Origin of the sequence: Providencia alcalifaciens (assembly GCF_020271745.1) — a bacterium.
In the GTDB taxonomy this organism is placed as follows: domain Bacteria; phylum Pseudomonadota; class Gammaproteobacteria; order Enterobacterales; family Enterobacteriaceae; genus Providencia; species Providencia alcalifaciens_B.
In genome coordinates this window covers 1,158,337-1,172,121 of the sequence record NZ_CP084296.1, presented here as the reverse complement: position 1 = coordinate 1,172,121, position 13,785 = coordinate 1,158,337, and the positions used below count along the sequence as shown (strand labels likewise).

Here is a 13,785-nt window from a genome sequence, read left to right as displayed (position 1 = left end):
GAAAAACGGTGTAGTGAATAAAAAAAGTTATAATTTACGAAACTAAACTCGATAACGGTGCTTTACTCCTCAGATTATAATCGATTATAGTTAATGGCTGCTGTTGATGTTTTAATCTTAAAATAGATAAAAAATCAACAAAATTGCAAAAATTGAATAAAATATGAGCGAATGAACAAAAAATTAAATTTTTTTGTTGCAACCTGCGCTCACTCTTCCTAGAATGCGCAGCACTTGATGCCGGCATAGCTCAGTTGGTAGAGCAACTGACTTGTAATCAGTAGGTCCCGAGTTCGACTCTTGGTGCCGGCACCATTAAAAATTTGGATAGGTGGGATACCCAAGCGGCCAAAGGGAGCAGACTGTAAATCTGCCGTCACAGACTTCGAAGGTTCGAATCCTTCTCCCACCACCATCTCCTATAAGCTTCTATAAGCTTTGCGGAAAACAGTTTAACAGCTGATAACTCAGGTAGCCGAGTTCATTGCGGGCATCGTATAATGGCTATTACCTCAGCCTTCCAAGCTGATGATGCGGGTTCGATTCCCGCTGCCCGCTCCAAGATGTGCTGATATAGCTCAGTTGGTAGAGCACACCCTTGGTAAGGGTGAGGTCGGCAGTTCGAATCTGCCTATCAGCACCACTTCCCCGATGTTCTCAATTATCTCCTGTTTTGTCTCCTGTAAAGAAAGAATACAAGCGAATTTAATCCTTGCTTGGTTGATGTGGTTTAACCACCGATTCCGTGTCTTAGAGGGACAATCTAATGTCTAAAGAAAAATTTGAACGTTCAAAACCGCACGTTAACGTTGGTACAATCGGCCACGTTGACCATGGTAAAACTACCCTGACAGCAGCAATCACTACTGTTCTGGCTAAAACTTACGGCGGTAACGCTCGTGCATTCGACCAAATCGATAACGCACCAGAAGAAAAAGCGCGTGGTATCACCATTTCTACTTCTCACGTAGAATACGATACTCCAACTCGCCACTACGCACACGTAGACTGCCCAGGACACGCCGACTATGTTAAAAACATGATCACTGGTGCTGCGCAGATGGACGGTGCAATTCTGGTTGTTGCTGCGACTGATGGCCCAATGCCACAAACTCGTGAGCACATCCTGTTAGGTCGCCAAGTAGGTGTTCCTTACATCATCGTTTTCCTGAACAAATGTGACATGGTAGACGACGAAGAACTGTTAGAATTAGTTGAAATGGAAGTTCGTGAACTTCTGTCTCAGTACGATTTCCCAGGCGACGACACTCCAGTTGTTCGTGGTTCAGCACTGAAAGCGCTGGAAGGCAACCCAGAGTGGGAAGCAAAAATTGTTGAATTAGCAGGCTACCTGGATTCTTACATCCCAGAACCAGAGCGTGCAATTGACAAGCCATTCCTGCTGCCAATCGAAGACGTATTCTCAATCTCTGGTCGTGGTACAGTAGTAACAGGCCGTGTTGAGCGTGGTATCATCAAAGTTGGTGAAGAAGTTGAAATCGTTGGTATCCAAGCAACGGCTAAAACGACTTGTACTGGCGTTGAAATGTTCCGTAAACTGCTGGACGAAGGTCGTGCGGGTGAGAACGTTGGTGTTCTGCTGCGTGGTACTAAGCGTGAAGAAATTCAACGTGGTCAAGTACTGGCTAAACCAGGTTCAATCAAGCCACACACTCAATTCGAATCAGAAGTTTATATTCTGAGCAAAGATGAAGGTGGTCGTCATACTCCATTCTTCAAAGGTTACCGTCCACAGTTCTACTTCCGTACAACTGACGTAACCGGTACTATCGAACTGCCAGAAGGCGTAGAGATGGTAATGCCAGGCGACAACATCAACATGATCGTGACTCTGATTCACCCAATCGCGATGGATGATGGTTTACGTTTCGCAATCCGTGAAGGTGGTCGTACTGTAGGTGCGGGTGTTGTTGCAAGAATCATTGCATAATACCGCTCTTTCTGAATAAGAAAGAACCACTTTAGTAAAAAGGGACGTCTTAGGACGTCCTTTTTGTTTTTATATAGCTCATTAATTTATTCCCTTTTCAAGCATTGCGTTAATGATAATTGAAATGCCAATCATTTTCATTTAAACTTGCTGTATGTAATTTATGCAGGTAAATGATCATGTATGTATGCCTTTGTGAAGCAATCACTGATAAACAGATCAGAAACGCGGCGCGAAAATATCACGTCACCTCGTTGAAAGGGCTACGTCAAATTTTGCCAGTAGGGCGCGAATGTGGAAAATGTATCCGACAAACGCGCGAGATTTTGCAGGAAGAACTTCAGCACTTCGAAGAACAGTGTATTGAACACGTCGCATAACCCTTTCACATACTCATCTATTGTTCAGTTAAAATTCGCCACACAGATAACTGTGTAAATATCATTCATATCATCAAGTTCAGTACTACACTTATAGGACTGGAAGCGATGGAGGGTAAAAATGAAAGGCGATAAAAAAATGATAGCCCACTTAAATAAATTGCTGGGCAATGAACTTGTTGCAATTAATCAATATTTTCTACATGCCCGGATGTTTAAAAATTGGGGGCTGACTAAACTCAATGAGATGGAGTATCACGAATCGATTGATGAAATGAAACATGCGGATAAGTACATTGAACGCATTTTATTTCTCGAAGGTATTCCGAATCTACAAGATCTAGGCAAGCTAAATATTGGTGAAGATGTTGAAGAGATGCTTGCTTCAGATTTGAAATTAGAACTTGATGGTGCCAAAAATTTAAAAGAAGCTATTAGTTATGCGGATTCAATTCATGACTATGTTAGTCGAGACTTAATGATAGAGATTCTTGCAGATGAAGAAAATCACATAGACTGGATTGAAACTCAACTGGAATTGATCAAGCGTCTAGGCATGCAAAACTATCTTCAAGCACAAGTTATGGAAGAATAGCTTTTTATTATTGATGAAAACGTAATTAGGCCCAGTGATGGGCCTTTTTTATATCTGCTGAATTAGCTTATCAGAAAATTCGCACATATTTTCCCCGATTGCTTGCGTTTCGCGATAAATTACGTATAATGCGCGGGCTTACTGATGAGTAAGCCCTAAATTTTAGGACTGAAATCTCAGTATTGAGTCAACGATTTGTTGCTCATTTAGACAATACTCCCGATATGGGGGTTACATCAAGAACGATTACACTCCCCTATCAATCGAAATGGGTGCGAGGAGTAATCATTTACGTTTATAAAATAGTTGGAGCTCTGGTCTCATGCAGAACCAAAGAATCCGTATCCGCCTGAAAGCTTTTGATCATCGTTTAATCGATCAATCAACTGCGGAAATCGTAGAGACTGCTAAGCGCACTGGTGCGCAAGTACGTGGTCCTATCCCGCTGCCGACACGTAAAGAGCGTTTTACCGTTCTGATCTCTCCGCACGTTAACAAAGACGCGCGTGATCAGTACGAAATTCGCACTCACAAACGTCTGGTTGACATCGTTGAGCCAACCGAGAAGACCGTTGATGCTCTGATGCGTCTGGATCTGGCTGCCGGCGTTGACGTGCAGATCAGCCTGGGTTAATCAGGTCGTCGAACGATTGAGAGGTTGAAACAATGATTGGTTTAGTCGGTAAGAAAGTGGGAATGACTCGTATCTTCACTGAAGATGGCGTTTCTATCCCTGTAACTGTTATCGAAATTGAAAATAACCGCGTTACTCAGGTTAAAACTGCAGAAACTGACGGTTACAATGCAATTCAGGTTACTACTGGTAGCAAAAAAGCTAACCGTGTAACTAAGCCTGAAGCAGGTCATTTCGCTAAAGCTGGCGTTGAAGCTGGCCGCATTCTGCGTGAATTCCGTACTGAAGAAGGTACTGAGTTTAACGTAGGTCAAAGCATTAGCGTTGAAATTTTCGCTGACGTTAAAAAAGTCGACGTTACTGGTACATCTAAAGGTAAAGGTTTTGCCGGCACAGTTAAGCGCTGGAATTTCCGTACTCAAGATGCTACTCACGGTAACTCCTTGTCTCACCGTGTTCCGGGTTCTATCGGTCAGAACCAGACTCCGGGCAAAGTGTTCAAAGGCAAGAAAATGGCAGGCCAACTGGGTAATGAACGTGTAACTGTTCAAAGCTTAGATGTAGTACGTGTTGACGCTGAGCGCAACCTGCTGCTGGTCAAAGGTGCTGTTCCAGGAGCAACTGGTAGCAACCTGATCGTAAAACCGGCTGTCAAGGCTTAACGTCGAGGAGATAGGAATGGAATTGGTAATGAAAGACGCGCAAAGCGCGCTGACTGTTTCCGAAACTACCTTCGGGCGTGATTTCAATGAAGCGCTTGTTCACCAAGTAGTTGTTGCGTATGCAGCTGGTGCTCGTCAAGGTACTCGTGCTCAGAAAACTCGTGCTGAAGTTTCTGGTTCTGGTAAAAAACCATGGCGTCAAAAAGGCACAGGCCGTGCACGTTCTGGTTCAATCAAGAGCCCAATCTGGCGCTCTGGTGGTGTTAGCTTCGCAGCTAAACCACAGGACCACAGTCAAAAAGTTAATAAGAAGATGTACCGCGGTGCTCTGAAAAGCATCCTGTCTGAATTGGTACGTCAAGATCGTCTGATCGTTGTCGAGCAGTTCTCTGTAGAAGCACCTAAAACTAAGCTGCTGGCACAGAAACTGAAAGATATGGCTCTGCAAGATGTTCTGATCATCACTGCTGAATTAGATGAAAATCTGTTCTTAGCAGCACGTAACCTGTACAAGGTTGACGTTCGTGATGCAGCAGGTATCGACCCAGTTAGCCTGATTGCTTTCGACAAAGTGGTTATGACTGCTGATGCTGTGAAGCAAGTTGAGGAGATGCTGGCATGATCCGTGAAGAACGTCTGCTACAAGTACTGCGCGCGCCGCACGTATCTGAAAAAGCTTCTACAGCGATGGAAAAAAGCAACACCATCGTTCTCAAAGTTGCAAAAGACGCAACTAAAGCAGAAATCAAAGCTGCTGTACAGAAACTGTTTGAAGTTGAAGTTGAAGGTGTTAACACTTTGCTGGTTAAAGGCAAAACTAAACGCCACGGTCAGCGTTCTGGTCGTCGTAGTGACTGGAAAAAAGCTTACGTTACGCTGAAAGAAGGCCAGAATCTGGACTTCGTTAGCGGCGCAGAGTAAGTCGGAGGAGTAAAGAACAATGGCAGTTGTTAAATGTAAACCTACGTCTCCGGGCCGTCGCCACGTTGTTAAAGTGGTTAACCCTGAGCTGCATAAGGGTAAGCCTTATGCTCCGCTGTTAGAAAAAAACAGCAAATCCGGTGGTCGTAACAACAATGGCCGTATCACTACCCGTCATATCGGTGGTGGCCATAAGCAGCATTATCGTTTAGTTGACTTCAAACGCAACAAAGACGGTATCCCTGCAGTTGTTGAGCGTTTGGAATATGATCCAAACCGTTCTGCGAACATTGCACTGGTACTATATAAAGACGGTGAACGTCGTTATATTCTTGCACCAAAAGGCCTGAAAGCTGGTGACCAGATTCAATCTGGCGTTGATTCAGCTATCAAAGCTGGTAACGCACTGCCAATGCGCAACATCCCTGTTGGTTCTACAGTTCATAACATTGAACTGAAACCAGGTAAAGGTGGTCAGTTAGCGCGTTCAGCAGGTACTTACGCTCAAATCGTTGCTCGTGATGGTGCTTATGTCACCTTACGTCTGCGTTCTGGTGAAATGCGTAAAGTTTTAGCTGATTGCCGTGCAACCTTAGGTGAAGTTGGTAACGCTGAGCATATGTTACGTGTTCTCGGTAAAGCTGGTGCTAGCCGCTGGCGTGGTATTCGTCCTACCGTTCGCGGTACTGCGATGAACCCAGTTGACCATCCACATGGTGGTGGTGAAGGCCGTAACTTTGGTAAACACCCAGTAACACCATGGGGCGTTCAGACCAAAGGTAAGAAAACTCGTAGTAACAAGCGTACTGATCAATTCATCGTACGTCATCGTTCTAAAAAATAATTAGAGGATAAGCCATGCCACGTTCTCTCAAGAAAGGTCCTTTTATTGACCTGCACTTGCTGAAGAAGGTAGAGAAAGCGGTGGAAAGCGGAGACAAGAAGCCTCTCAAGACTTGGTCCCGTCGTTCAACGATCTTTCCTAATATGATCGGATTGACCATCGCTGTCCATAATGGTCGTCAGCATGTTCCAGTATTCGTAACCGACGAAATGGTTGGTCACAAACTGGGTGAATTCGCACCGACTCGCACTTATCGCGGCCACGCGGCAGATAAGAAAGCTAAGAAACGTTAAGGATAGGAGGAAGAGATGGAAACTTTAGCTATGCATCGCCACGCTCGTTCTTCTGCCCAGAAGGTTCGCTTAGTAGCCGACCTGATTCGCGGTAAGAAAGTGTCGCAAGCTCTGGAAATTCTGACCTACACCAACAAGAAAGCTGCTGGTTTAGTGAAGAAGGTACTGGAATCTGCTATTGCTAACGCAGAGCAAAACGATGGCGCTGACATTGATGACCTGAAAGTTGCGAAAATTTTCGTAGACGAAGGTCCAACTATGAAACGCATCATGCCGCGTGCGAAAGGCCGTGCAGATCGTATTCTTAAGCGCACCAGCCACATTACTGTGGTTGTGTCCGATCGCTGAGACTCTGGAGACTAGCAATGGGTCAGAAAGTACATCCTAATGGTATTCGCCTGGGTATTGTCAAACCTTGGAACTCTACTTGGTATGCGAATACTAATGAATTCGCTGACAACCTAGACAGCGACTTTAAAGTACGCCAGTACTTGAATAAAGAATTGGCAAAAGCGTCAATTTCACGCATCGTAATCGAGCGTCCTGCTAAAAGCATCCGTGTGACTATTCACACTGCTCGCCCAGGTATCGTTATCGGTAAGAAAGGTGAAGACGTTGAAAAACTGCGTAAAACAGTAGCGGATATCGCTGGTGTTCCTGCGCAAATCAATATCGCCGAAGTTCGTAAACCAGAACTGGACGCTAAATTAGTTGCTGACAGCATCTCTTCACAGCTGGAACGTCGTGTTATGTTCCGTCGTGCTATGAAGCGTGCAGTACAGAACGCAATGCGTCTGGGCGCTAAAGGTATCAAAGTTGAAGTCAGTGGCCGTTTAGGCGGTGCTGAAATCGCTCGTACCGAGTGGTATCGTGAAGGCCGTGTGCCACTGCACACATTACGTGCTGACATCGATTACAACACTTCAGAAGCGCACACCACTTATGGTGTTCTCGGCGTTAAGGTATGGATCTTCAAAGGTGAGATTCTGGGTGGTATGGCTGCAGTTGAACAAGCTGAGAAACCAGCTGCTCAACCTAAAAAGCAGCAGCGTAAAGGCCGCAAGTAAGGAGCGTCGCTATGTTACAACCAAAGCGTACAAAATTCCGTAAGGTGCACAAAGGCCGCAACCGTGGTCTGGCGCAAGGTACGGATGTTAGCTTCGGCACTTTCGGTCTTAAAGCTGTTGGCCGTGGTCGTCTGACTGCACGTCAGATCGAAGCGGCACGTCGTGCTATGACCCGTGCTGTTAAGCGTCAAGGTAAAATCTGGATTCGTGTATTCCCAGACAAGCCAATCACTGAAAAGCCACTCGAAGTTCGTATGGGTAAAGGTAAAGGTAACGTAGAATATTGGGTTGCCTTAATTCAGCCTGGTAAAGTCCTGTATGAAATGGACGGTGTGCCTGAAGAGCTGGCTCGTGAAGCATTCTCTCTGGCAGCAGCGAAACTGCCTATCAAAACCACCTTTGTAACTAAGACGGTGATGTAATGAAAGCACAAGAGCTGCGCGAAAAAAGCGTAGAAGAGCTGAACGCTGAACTTTTAAACCTGTTACGTGAGCAATTTAACTTACGTATGCAGGCTGCGAGTGGTCAGCTGCAACAGTCTCATCTAATGAAACAAGTGCGTCGTGATATCGCACGCGTGAAGACTTTACTGACTGAGAAGGCAGGTGCGTAATGAACGATAAAATCCGTACTCTGCAAGGTCGTGTAGTTAGTGACAAAATGGAGAAATCTATTGTTGTTGCTATCGAGCGTATGGTGAAACACCCTCTGTATGGTAAATTCATCCGTCGTACGACTAAATTGCACGTACATGACGAGAACAATGAATGTGGAATTGGTGACGTGGTAGAAATCCGCGAAACTCGTCCACTGTCTAAGACTAAGTCTTGGGCCTTAGTTCGCGTTGTAGAAAAAGCTGTTCTGTAATAGAATAGATTTTTCGTGATGAATAAACGGCTCTTTTTGATTGAGCCGTTTATTTTTTCCTGTCCAACACGAAGATGTGGTGTTATAATGCCGCGCCCTCGTAGTATGGGTATATTTGAACGGCCTCTTCATAATGAGGTGGCTCAGTAGTAGTTGACATTTAGCGGAGCACTAAAATGATCCAAGAACAGACTATGCTGAACGTGGCCGACAACTCCGGTGCACGTCGCGTAATGTGTATCAAGGTTCTAGGTGGCTCGCACCGTCGCTATGCACATGTAGGCGACATCATTAAAATTACTGTTAAGGAAGCAATTCCTCGCGGTAAAGTTAAAAAGGGTGATGTCCTGAAAGCGGTAGTGGTGCGCACCAAGAAGGGTGTACGTCGCCCTGACGGTTCTGTCATTCGCTTCGATGGTAATGCTTGTGTGTTATTAAACAATAACAGTGAGCAAGTAATCGGTACGCGTATTTTTGGGCCGGTAACTCGTGAACTTCGTAATGAGAAGTTTATGAAAATTATCTCTCTGGCACCTGAAGTACTCTAAGGAGCGAACTATGGCAGCGAAAATCCGTCGTGATGACGAAGTTATCGTGCTAACTGGGAAAGACAAAGGTAAGCGCGGTAAAGTAAAGCAGGTTATTTCTTCTAGTAAAGTTATCGTTGAAGGTATCAATCTGGTTAAAAAACATCAGAAGCCAGTTCCGGCTCTGAACCAACCAGGTGGCATCGTTGAAAAAGAAGCGGCTATTCAAGTTTCTAACGTTGCAATCTTTAACGCGGCAACTGGCAAGGCTGACCGTGTAGGCTTTAGATTCGAAGACGGCAAAAAAGTCCGTTTCTTCAAATCTAACAGTGAAACTATCAAGTAATTTTTGGAGTATACGATGGCGAAACTGCATGATTACTATAAAGACGAAGTAGTTAATAAACTCATGACTGAGTTTAACTACACTTCTGTCATGCAAGTCCCTCGGGTCGAGAAGATCACCCTGAATATGGGTGTTGGTGAAGCGATCGCTGATAAAAAACTGCTGGATAACGCAGCAGCTGACTTAACAGCAATCTCTGGTCAAAAACCATTGATCACCAAAGCACGCAAATCTGTTGCAGGCTTCAAAATCCGTCAGGGCTATCCAATCGGCTGTAAAGTAACTCTGCGTGGCGAACGCATGTGGGAGTTCCTTGAGCGTCTGATTTCTATTGCTGTACCACGTATTCGTGACTTCCGTGGCTTGTCCGCTAAGTCTTTCGATGGTCGCGGTAACTACAGCATGGGTGTACGTGAACAAATCATCTTCCCTGAAATCGATTACGATAAAGTGGATCGTGTACGTGGTTTAGATATTACTATCACCACTACTGCGAAATCTGATGATGAAGGTCGCGCACTGTTAGCAGCGTTCAACTTCCCGTTCCGCAAGTAAGGCAGGTTACTCATGGCTAAGAAATCTATGAAAGCGCGTGATGTTAAGCGTGCTAAATTAGCTGAGAAATTCTTCGCAAAACGCGTAGAACTGAAAGCTATCATCTCTGATGTTAAAGCATCTGATGAAGATCGCTGGGACGCTGTTCTCAAGCTGCAAACACTGCCACGTGATTCAAGTCCTTCTCGTCAGCGTAACCGCTGCCGTCAAACTGGGCGTCCGCATGGTTTCCTGCGGAAATTTGGTCTGAGCCGTATTAAAGTCCGTGAAGCCGCTATGCGCGGTGAAATCCCGGGCCTTAAAAAGGCTAGTTGGTAATTGTCACCATATTGAATCACGGGAGTAAAGACAGATGAGCATGCAAGATCCCATCGCGGATATGCTGACCCGTATCCGTAACGGTCAGGCCGCGAATAAAGTTGCGGTCACCATGCCTTCCTCCAAGCTGAAAGTGGCGATTGCCAAAGTGCTGAAGGAAGAAGGTTATATTGAAGATTTTAAAATTGAAGGCGACATCAAGCCAGAATTGGAACTGACTTTACGTTATTTCCAAGGTAAGGCTGTCGTAGAAAGCATCCAGCGTGTAAGCCGCCCAAGTCTGCGCATCTATAAGAAAAAAGATGAGCTGCCACAAGTTATGGCTGGCTTAGGTATCGCTGTTGTTTCTACCTCTAAAGGTGTCATGACTGATCGTGCAGCTCGCCAAGCTGGTCTTGGTGGCGAGATTCTCTGCTACGTAGCTTAATTCGGGAGGAAAGAATGTCTCGTGTGGCAAAAGCACCCGTCGTCATTCCTGCCGGCGTAGAGGTAAAACTCAACGGTCAGGTTATTTCGATCAAGGGTAAAAACGGCGAGCTTACTCGTACTATCCATAATGCAGTTGAAGTTAAACATGAAGATGGCCACTTAACTTTCGCTCCGCGCGAAGGTTTTGCTGATGCATGGGCACAAGCGGGTACTTCTCGCTCACTGCTGAATGCAATGGTTATCGGTGTTACCGAAGGCTTCACCAAAAAACTTCAACTGGTCGGTGTTGGTTACCGTGCAGCAATCAAAGGCAACGCTGTAAGCTTGTCTTTAGGTTTCTCGCATCCGGTTGAACACGCACTGCCAGCAGGCATTACTGCTGAATGTCCAACACAAACTGAAATCGTACTGAAAGGTGCGGATAAGCAAGTGATTGGTCAAGTAGCAGCAGAACTGCGTGCTTACCGTCGTCCTGAACCTTATAAAGGTAAAGGTGTTCGTTACGCCGATGAAATCGTGCGTACTAAAGAGGCTAAGAAGAAGTAAGGTAACACTATGGATAAGAAAGCAGCTCGTATCCGTCGTGCGACCCGCGCACGCCGCAAGATCCAAGAGTTGGGTGCGACTCGCCTGGTGGTACATCGTACTCCACGCCATATTTATGCGCAGGTTATTGCACCTAACGGTTCTGAAACATTGGTTGCCGCTTCTACTACAGAAAAAGCTATCAATGAGCAAGTGAAATTCACTGGAAACAAAGATGCAGCAGCAGCAGTTGGTAAATTAATTGCTGAGCGTGCACTGGAAAAAGGCATCACTGTTGTTGCTTTTGACCGTTCTGGTTTCCAATATCATGGTAGAGTCCAGGCACTGGCAGATGCTGCCCGTGAAGCTGGCCTTCAGTTCTAAGGTAGAGGTGTAAGATGTCTCACATCGAAAAACAAGCTGGCGAACTGCAGGAAAAGCTGATCGCGGTAAACCGCGTAGCTAAAACCGTTAAAGGTGGCCGTATTTTCAGTTTTACCGCACTGACTGTAGTTGGTGATGGTAACGGTCGCGTTGGTTTTGGTTACGGCAAAGCGCGCGAAGTTCCGGCAGCAATCCAGAAAGCGATGGAAAAAGCCCGTCGCAGTATGAAAACCGTTGCTCTAAACAACGGCACATTATTCCACCCAGTGAAAGGTACACACACCGGTTCTCGCGTGTTTATGCAACCTGCTCACGAAGGTACCGGTATTATTGCCGGTGGTGCAATGCGTGCTGTTTTAGAGGTAGCTGGAGTTCGCAACGTACTGGCTAAAACCTATGGTTCCACTAACCCAATCAACGTGGTTCGTGCAACACTGGATGCTTTAGACAGCATGAAGTCTCCAGAAATGGTCGCAGCTAAGCGTGGAAAATCCGTCGAAGAAATTCTGGGGTAATCAGCCATGGCTAAGACTATTAAAATTACACAAGTTCGCAGTTCAATCGGTCGTCTGCCGAAACACAAGGCAACACTGGTCGGTTTAGGTCTGCGTCGCATTGGTCATACAGTAGAGCGCGAGGATACTCCTGCTGTTCGTGGTATGATCAACTTGGTTTCCTACATGGTTAAAGTTGAGGAGTAAGAGATGCGTTTAAATACTCTGTCTCCGGCTGAAGGTGCCAAGCACGCGCCTAAACGCGTAGGTCGTGGTATCGGTTCTGGTCTGGGTAAAACCGGCGGCCGTGGTCACAAAGGTCAGAAATCTCGTTCTGGCGGTGGCGTACGTCGTGGTTTCGAAGGTGGCCAGATGCCTTTATACCGTCGTTTACCGAAATTCGGTTTTACTTCACGTAAAGCAATGATCACTGCGGAAATCCGTCTGTCTGATTTTGCTTCTGTTGAAGGCGATGTTATTGATCTGAACGCACTGAAAGCCGCGAACGTTATTGACATCCAGATTGAATACGCAAAAGTTATTCTGTCTGGCGAAGTGAATCGTGCAGTTACTGTACGTGGCCTTCGTGTTACTAAAGGTGCTCGCGCTGCAATCGAAGCTGCCGGCGGTAAAATTGAGGAATAAGTGACAGATGGCTAAACAACCAGGATTAGATTTCCAAAGTGCCAAAGGTGGAGCTGGCGAACTAAAACGCAGACTTTTGTTTGTTATTGGGGCGCTAATTGTTTTCCGAATTGGTTCTTTTATTCCAATCCCTGGTATTGATGCCACTGTGCTTGCCAAATTGCTCGAACAGCAACAAGGCACCATCATTGAAATGTTTAACATGTTCTCTGGTGGTGCTCTTAGCCGTGCTTCTATCTTTGCTCTGGGTATCATGCCGTATATTTCGGCATCGATTATTGTCCAGTTATTATCTGTGGTTAATCCACGATTAGCAGAGATCAAGAAGGAAGGAGAAGCAGGTCGTCGGAAGATAAGCCAATATACTCGCTGGGGTACTCTGGTATTAGCAATATTCCAATCTATTGGTATTGCAATGGGTCTACCGAATATGCCAGGGATGCAGGGATTAGTTCTTGATCCAGGCCTCCCATTCTACTTCACGGCAGTTGTTAGCTTAGTCACAGGAACCATGTTCCTTATGTGGTTAGGTGAGCAGATAACTGAAAGAGGTATCGGTAACGGTATTTCAATTATTATCTTCGCTGGTATTGTTGCGGGTCTCCCGCCGGCTATTGGCCATACCATCGAGCAAGCTCGGCAAGGCGATCTGCACTTCCTCCTGTTGCTGTTGGTTGCAGTATTAGTATTCGCGGTAACTTTCTTTGTAGTGTTTATGGAACGTGGTCAACGTCGTATCGTCGTGAACTACGCTAAACGCCAACAAGGACGCCGTGTCTACGCTGCACAAAGTACACATTTACCGTTAAAAGTGAATATGGCGGGTGTAATTCCTGCAATTTTTGCTTCCAGTATCATACTATTCCCGGGTACAATAGCGTCTTGGTTTGGTGATGGAACTGGCTGGGACTGGCTGACTACAGTATCTATGTACTTACAGCCTGGACAACCGTTATATGTGTTGCTTTATGCCTCTGCGATCATCTTCTTCTGTTTCTTCTATACTGCGTTGGTTTTCAACCCAAGAGAAACGGCAGATAACCTGAAGAAGTCCGGTGCATTTGTACCAGGAATTCGTCCGGGAGAGCAAACGGCCAAGTACATCGATAAGGTAATGACACGATTAACATTAATCGGTGCTCTTTATATTACCTTTATCTGCCTAATCCCGGAGTTCATGCGTGACGCAATGAAAGTACCTTTTTACTTTGGTGGTACTTCCCTCTTAATCGTGGTTGTCGTTATCATGGACTTTATGGCTCAAGTGCAAACTCTGATGATGTCAAGTCAGTATGAGTCTGCATTGAAGAAAGCAAATCTAAAAGGTAAATAATCACGCGAGTGGTTA

Annotated in this window: 25 protein-coding genes and 4 tRNA genes; all 29 read left to right on the top strand. The window is 45.6% G+C overall.

Annotation, left to right across the window (positions count from 1 at the left end):
- The first annotated feature begins 239 nt into the window (after positions 1-239).
- A tRNA-Thr gene (locus tag LDO51_RS05450) sits at positions 240-315 on the top strand.
- Between the two features lie 15 nt (positions 316-330).
- Positions 331-415, top strand: a tRNA-Tyr gene (locus LDO51_RS05445).
- A gap of 71 nt (positions 416-486) precedes the next feature.
- A tRNA-Gly gene (locus tag LDO51_RS05440) sits at positions 487-561 on the top strand.
- A gap of 6 nt (positions 562-567) precedes the next feature.
- Positions 568-643 (top strand) — tRNA-Thr (locus tag LDO51_RS05435).
- A gap of 123 nt (positions 644-766) precedes the next feature.
- Positions 767-1,951: an elongation factor Tu gene (tuf, locus tag LDO51_RS05430; protein WP_096759607.1), complete on the top strand. Its 1,185-nt coding sequence runs from the start codon at positions 767-769 to the stop codon at positions 1,949-1,951.
- 179 nt (positions 1,952-2,130) lie between these two features.
- Entirely contained in the window at positions 2,131-2,331 is a 201-nt protein-coding gene (gene bfd, locus LDO51_RS05425; protein ID WP_225576623.1) for a bacterioferritin-associated ferredoxin, read from the top strand.
- Positions 2,332-2,452: 121 nt separating this feature from the next.
- On the top strand, positions 2,453-2,926 hold the full coding sequence (bfr, locus tag LDO51_RS05420) for a bacterioferritin (RefSeq protein WP_225576622.1): 474 nt from the start codon (positions 2,453-2,455) through the stop codon (positions 2,924-2,926).
- Between the two features lie 322 nt (positions 2,927-3,248).
- On the top strand, positions 3,249-3,560 hold the full coding sequence (gene rpsJ, locus LDO51_RS05415) for a 30S ribosomal protein S10 (protein WP_001181005.1): 312 nt from the start codon (positions 3,249-3,251) through the stop codon (positions 3,558-3,560).
- Positions 3,561-3,592: 32 nt separating this feature from the next.
- Positions 3,593-4,222 carry a 50S ribosomal protein L3 gene (gene rplC / locus LDO51_RS05410; protein WP_036955911.1) on the top strand — a complete coding sequence of 210 codons (630 nt, stop codon included), beginning with the start codon at positions 3,593-3,595 and terminating at the stop codon, positions 4,220-4,222.
- A gap of 16 nt (positions 4,223-4,238) precedes the next feature.
- Positions 4,239-4,844 (top strand): 50S ribosomal protein L4, encoded by a 606-nt coding sequence (gene rplD / locus LDO51_RS05405; protein ID WP_036955909.1) that lies wholly within the window; start codon positions 4,239-4,241, stop codon positions 4,842-4,844.
- Positions 4,841-5,143: a 50S ribosomal protein L23 gene (rplW, locus tag LDO51_RS05400; RefSeq protein ID WP_006657015.1), complete on the top strand. Its 303-nt coding sequence runs from the start codon at positions 4,841-4,843 to the stop codon at positions 5,141-5,143. The genes rplD and rplW overlap by 4 nt, the downstream gene beginning before the upstream one ends.
- A 19-nt stretch (positions 5,144-5,162) precedes the next feature.
- Positions 5,163-5,987, top strand: coding sequence for a 50S ribosomal protein L2 (gene rplB / locus LDO51_RS05395; RefSeq protein WP_006657016.1), 825 nt, complete (start codon positions 5,163-5,165; stop codon positions 5,985-5,987).
- 14 nt (positions 5,988-6,001) lie between these two features.
- On the top strand, positions 6,002-6,280 hold the full coding sequence (gene rpsS, locus LDO51_RS05390; RefSeq protein WP_004265426.1) for a 30S ribosomal protein S19: 279 nt from the start codon (positions 6,002-6,004) through the stop codon (positions 6,278-6,280).
- Positions 6,281-6,295: 15 nt separating this feature from the next.
- Positions 6,296-6,628 (top strand): 50S ribosomal protein L22, encoded by a 333-nt coding sequence (rplV, locus tag LDO51_RS05385; RefSeq protein ID WP_004265430.1) that lies wholly within the window; start codon positions 6,296-6,298, stop codon positions 6,626-6,628.
- 17 nt (positions 6,629-6,645) lie between these two features.
- A complete protein-coding gene (gene rpsC, locus LDO51_RS05380; RefSeq protein ID WP_004907131.1) occupies positions 6,646-7,347 on the top strand; it encodes a 30S ribosomal protein S3 in 702 nt (233 codons plus the stop codon).
- 11 nt (positions 7,348-7,358) lie between these two features.
- A complete protein-coding gene (rplP, locus tag LDO51_RS05375) occupies positions 7,359-7,769 on the top strand; it encodes a 50S ribosomal protein L16 (protein ID WP_004926449.1) in 411 nt (136 codons plus the stop codon).
- Positions 7,769-7,960, top strand: a complete 192-nt coding sequence (gene rpmC / locus LDO51_RS05370; protein WP_006657017.1) for a 50S ribosomal protein L29 — start codon at positions 7,769-7,771, stop codon at positions 7,958-7,960. Before rplP ends, rpmC begins: the two co-directional genes overlap by 1 nt.
- Positions 7,960-8,214 (top strand): 30S ribosomal protein S17, encoded by a 255-nt coding sequence (rpsQ, locus tag LDO51_RS05365; RefSeq protein WP_006657018.1) that lies wholly within the window; start codon positions 7,960-7,962, stop codon positions 8,212-8,214. Before rpmC ends, rpsQ begins: the two co-directional genes overlap by 1 nt.
- A gap of 176 nt (positions 8,215-8,390) precedes the next feature.
- Positions 8,391-8,762 carry a 50S ribosomal protein L14 gene (gene rplN, locus LDO51_RS05360; protein WP_004265449.1) on the top strand — a complete coding sequence of 124 codons (372 nt, stop codon included), beginning with the start codon at positions 8,391-8,393 and terminating at the stop codon, positions 8,760-8,762.
- A gap of 10 nt (positions 8,763-8,772) precedes the next feature.
- Positions 8,773-9,087, top strand: a complete 315-nt coding sequence (gene rplX, locus LDO51_RS05355; RefSeq protein WP_004265452.1) for a 50S ribosomal protein L24 — start codon at positions 8,773-8,775, stop codon at positions 9,085-9,087.
- A 15-nt stretch (positions 9,088-9,102) separates the two neighbouring features.
- On the top strand, positions 9,103-9,642 hold the full coding sequence (gene rplE / locus LDO51_RS05350; RefSeq protein ID WP_006657019.1) for a 50S ribosomal protein L5: 540 nt from the start codon (positions 9,103-9,105) through the stop codon (positions 9,640-9,642).
- A gap of 12 nt (positions 9,643-9,654) precedes the next feature.
- The gene (gene rpsN, locus LDO51_RS05345) at positions 9,655-9,960 is read left to right on the top strand and encodes a 30S ribosomal protein S14 (protein WP_004265458.1); all 306 of its coding nucleotides are present in this window, start codon (positions 9,655-9,657) and stop codon (positions 9,958-9,960) included.
- Positions 9,961-9,994: 34 nt separating this feature from the next.
- Positions 9,995-10,387, top strand: coding sequence for a 30S ribosomal protein S8 (gene rpsH, locus LDO51_RS05340; protein ID WP_004907134.1), 393 nt, complete (start codon positions 9,995-9,997; stop codon positions 10,385-10,387).
- A 14-nt stretch (positions 10,388-10,401) separates the two neighbouring features.
- Positions 10,402-10,935: a 50S ribosomal protein L6 gene (rplF, locus tag LDO51_RS05335; RefSeq protein ID WP_006657020.1), complete on the top strand. Its 534-nt coding sequence runs from the start codon at positions 10,402-10,404 to the stop codon at positions 10,933-10,935.
- A 9-nt stretch (positions 10,936-10,944) separates the two neighbouring features.
- Complete coding sequence (gene rplR, locus LDO51_RS05330) at positions 10,945-11,298, top strand: 50S ribosomal protein L18 (RefSeq protein ID WP_006816326.1); 354 nt, start codon at positions 10,945-10,947, stop codon at positions 11,296-11,298.
- A 14-nt stretch (positions 11,299-11,312) separates the two neighbouring features.
- Entirely contained in the window at positions 11,313-11,813 is a 501-nt protein-coding gene (gene rpsE / locus LDO51_RS05325) for a 30S ribosomal protein S5 (RefSeq protein WP_006657022.1), read from the top strand.
- Positions 11,814-11,819: 6 nt separating this feature from the next.
- A complete protein-coding gene (gene rpmD / locus LDO51_RS05320) occupies positions 11,820-11,999 on the top strand; it encodes a 50S ribosomal protein L30 (RefSeq protein ID WP_006657023.1) in 180 nt (59 codons plus the stop codon).
- 3 nt (positions 12,000-12,002) lie between these two features.
- Positions 12,003-12,437, top strand: a complete 435-nt coding sequence (gene rplO / locus LDO51_RS05315) for a 50S ribosomal protein L15 (RefSeq protein ID WP_006657024.1) — start codon at positions 12,003-12,005, stop codon at positions 12,435-12,437.
- A 7-nt stretch (positions 12,438-12,444) separates the two neighbouring features.
- Positions 12,445-13,770 (top strand): preprotein translocase subunit SecY, encoded by a 1,326-nt coding sequence (gene secY, locus LDO51_RS05310; RefSeq protein WP_036955906.1) that lies wholly within the window; start codon positions 12,445-12,447, stop codon positions 13,768-13,770.
- Positions 13,771-13,785 lie beyond the last annotated feature (15 nt).

Bases quoted from the DNA above. Each gene is read 5' to 3' on its own strand.
- rplE (WP_006657019.1), top strand. From the start codon at position 9,103: ATGGCGAAACTGCATGATTACTATAAAGACGAAGTAGTTAATAAACTC.
- rplX (WP_004265452.1), top strand. From the start codon at position 8,773: ATGGCAGCGAAAATCCGTCGTGATGACGAAGTTATCGTGCTAACTGGG.
- rpsH (WP_004907134.1), top strand. From the start codon at position 9,995: ATGAGCATGCAAGATCCCATCGCGGATATGCTGACCCGTATCCGTAAC.
- bfd (WP_225576623.1), top strand. From the start codon at position 2,131: ATGTATGTATGCCTTTGTGAAGCAATCACTGATAAACAGATCAGAAAC.
- rpsC (WP_004907131.1), top strand. From the start codon at position 6,646: ATGGGTCAGAAAGTACATCCTAATGGTATTCGCCTGGGTATTGTCAAA.
- rpmD (WP_006657023.1), top strand. From the start codon at position 11,820: ATGGCTAAGACTATTAAAATTACACAAGTTCGCAGTTCAATCGGTCGT.
- rpmC (WP_006657017.1), top strand. From the start codon at position 7,769: ATGAAAGCACAAGAGCTGCGCGAAAAAAGCGTAGAAGAGCTGAACGCT.
- rpsE (WP_006657022.1), top strand. From the start codon at position 11,313: ATGTCTCACATCGAAAAACAAGCTGGCGAACTGCAGGAAAAGCTGATC.
- secY (WP_036955906.1), top strand. From the start codon at position 12,445: ATGGCTAAACAACCAGGATTAGATTTCCAAAGTGCCAAAGGTGGAGCT.
- rplF (WP_006657020.1), top strand. From the start codon at position 10,402: ATGTCTCGTGTGGCAAAAGCACCCGTCGTCATTCCTGCCGGCGTAGAG.
- rplP (WP_004926449.1), top strand. From the start codon at position 7,359: ATGTTACAACCAAAGCGTACAAAATTCCGTAAGGTGCACAAAGGCCGC.
- rplW (WP_006657015.1), top strand. From the start codon at position 4,841: ATGATCCGTGAAGAACGTCTGCTACAAGTACTGCGCGCGCCGCACGTA.
- rpsQ (WP_006657018.1), top strand. From the start codon at position 7,960: ATGAACGATAAAATCCGTACTCTGCAAGGTCGTGTAGTTAGTGACAAA.
- bfr (WP_225576622.1), top strand. From the start codon at position 2,453: ATGAAAGGCGATAAAAAAATGATAGCCCACTTAAATAAATTGCTGGGC.
- rplO (WP_006657024.1), top strand. From the start codon at position 12,003: ATGCGTTTAAATACTCTGTCTCCGGCTGAAGGTGCCAAGCACGCGCCT.
- rplC (WP_036955911.1), top strand. From the start codon at position 3,593: ATGATTGGTTTAGTCGGTAAGAAAGTGGGAATGACTCGTATCTTCACT.
- rplR (WP_006816326.1), top strand. From the start codon at position 10,945: ATGGATAAGAAAGCAGCTCGTATCCGTCGTGCGACCCGCGCACGCCGC.
- rplN (WP_004265449.1), top strand. From the start codon at position 8,391: ATGATCCAAGAACAGACTATGCTGAACGTGGCCGACAACTCCGGTGCA.
- rplD (WP_036955909.1), top strand. From the start codon at position 4,239: ATGGAATTGGTAATGAAAGACGCGCAAAGCGCGCTGACTGTTTCCGAA.
- rpsN (WP_004265458.1), top strand. From the start codon at position 9,655: ATGGCTAAGAAATCTATGAAAGCGCGTGATGTTAAGCGTGCTAAATTA.
- rplV (WP_004265430.1), top strand. From the start codon at position 6,296: ATGGAAACTTTAGCTATGCATCGCCACGCTCGTTCTTCTGCCCAGAAG.
- rpsJ (WP_001181005.1), top strand. From the start codon at position 3,249: ATGCAGAACCAAAGAATCCGTATCCGCCTGAAAGCTTTTGATCATCGT.
- tuf (WP_096759607.1), top strand. From the start codon at position 767: ATGTCTAAAGAAAAATTTGAACGTTCAAAACCGCACGTTAACGTTGGT.
- rplB (WP_006657016.1), top strand. From the start codon at position 5,163: ATGGCAGTTGTTAAATGTAAACCTACGTCTCCGGGCCGTCGCCACGTT.
- rpsS (WP_004265426.1), top strand. From the start codon at position 6,002: ATGCCACGTTCTCTCAAGAAAGGTCCTTTTATTGACCTGCACTTGCTG.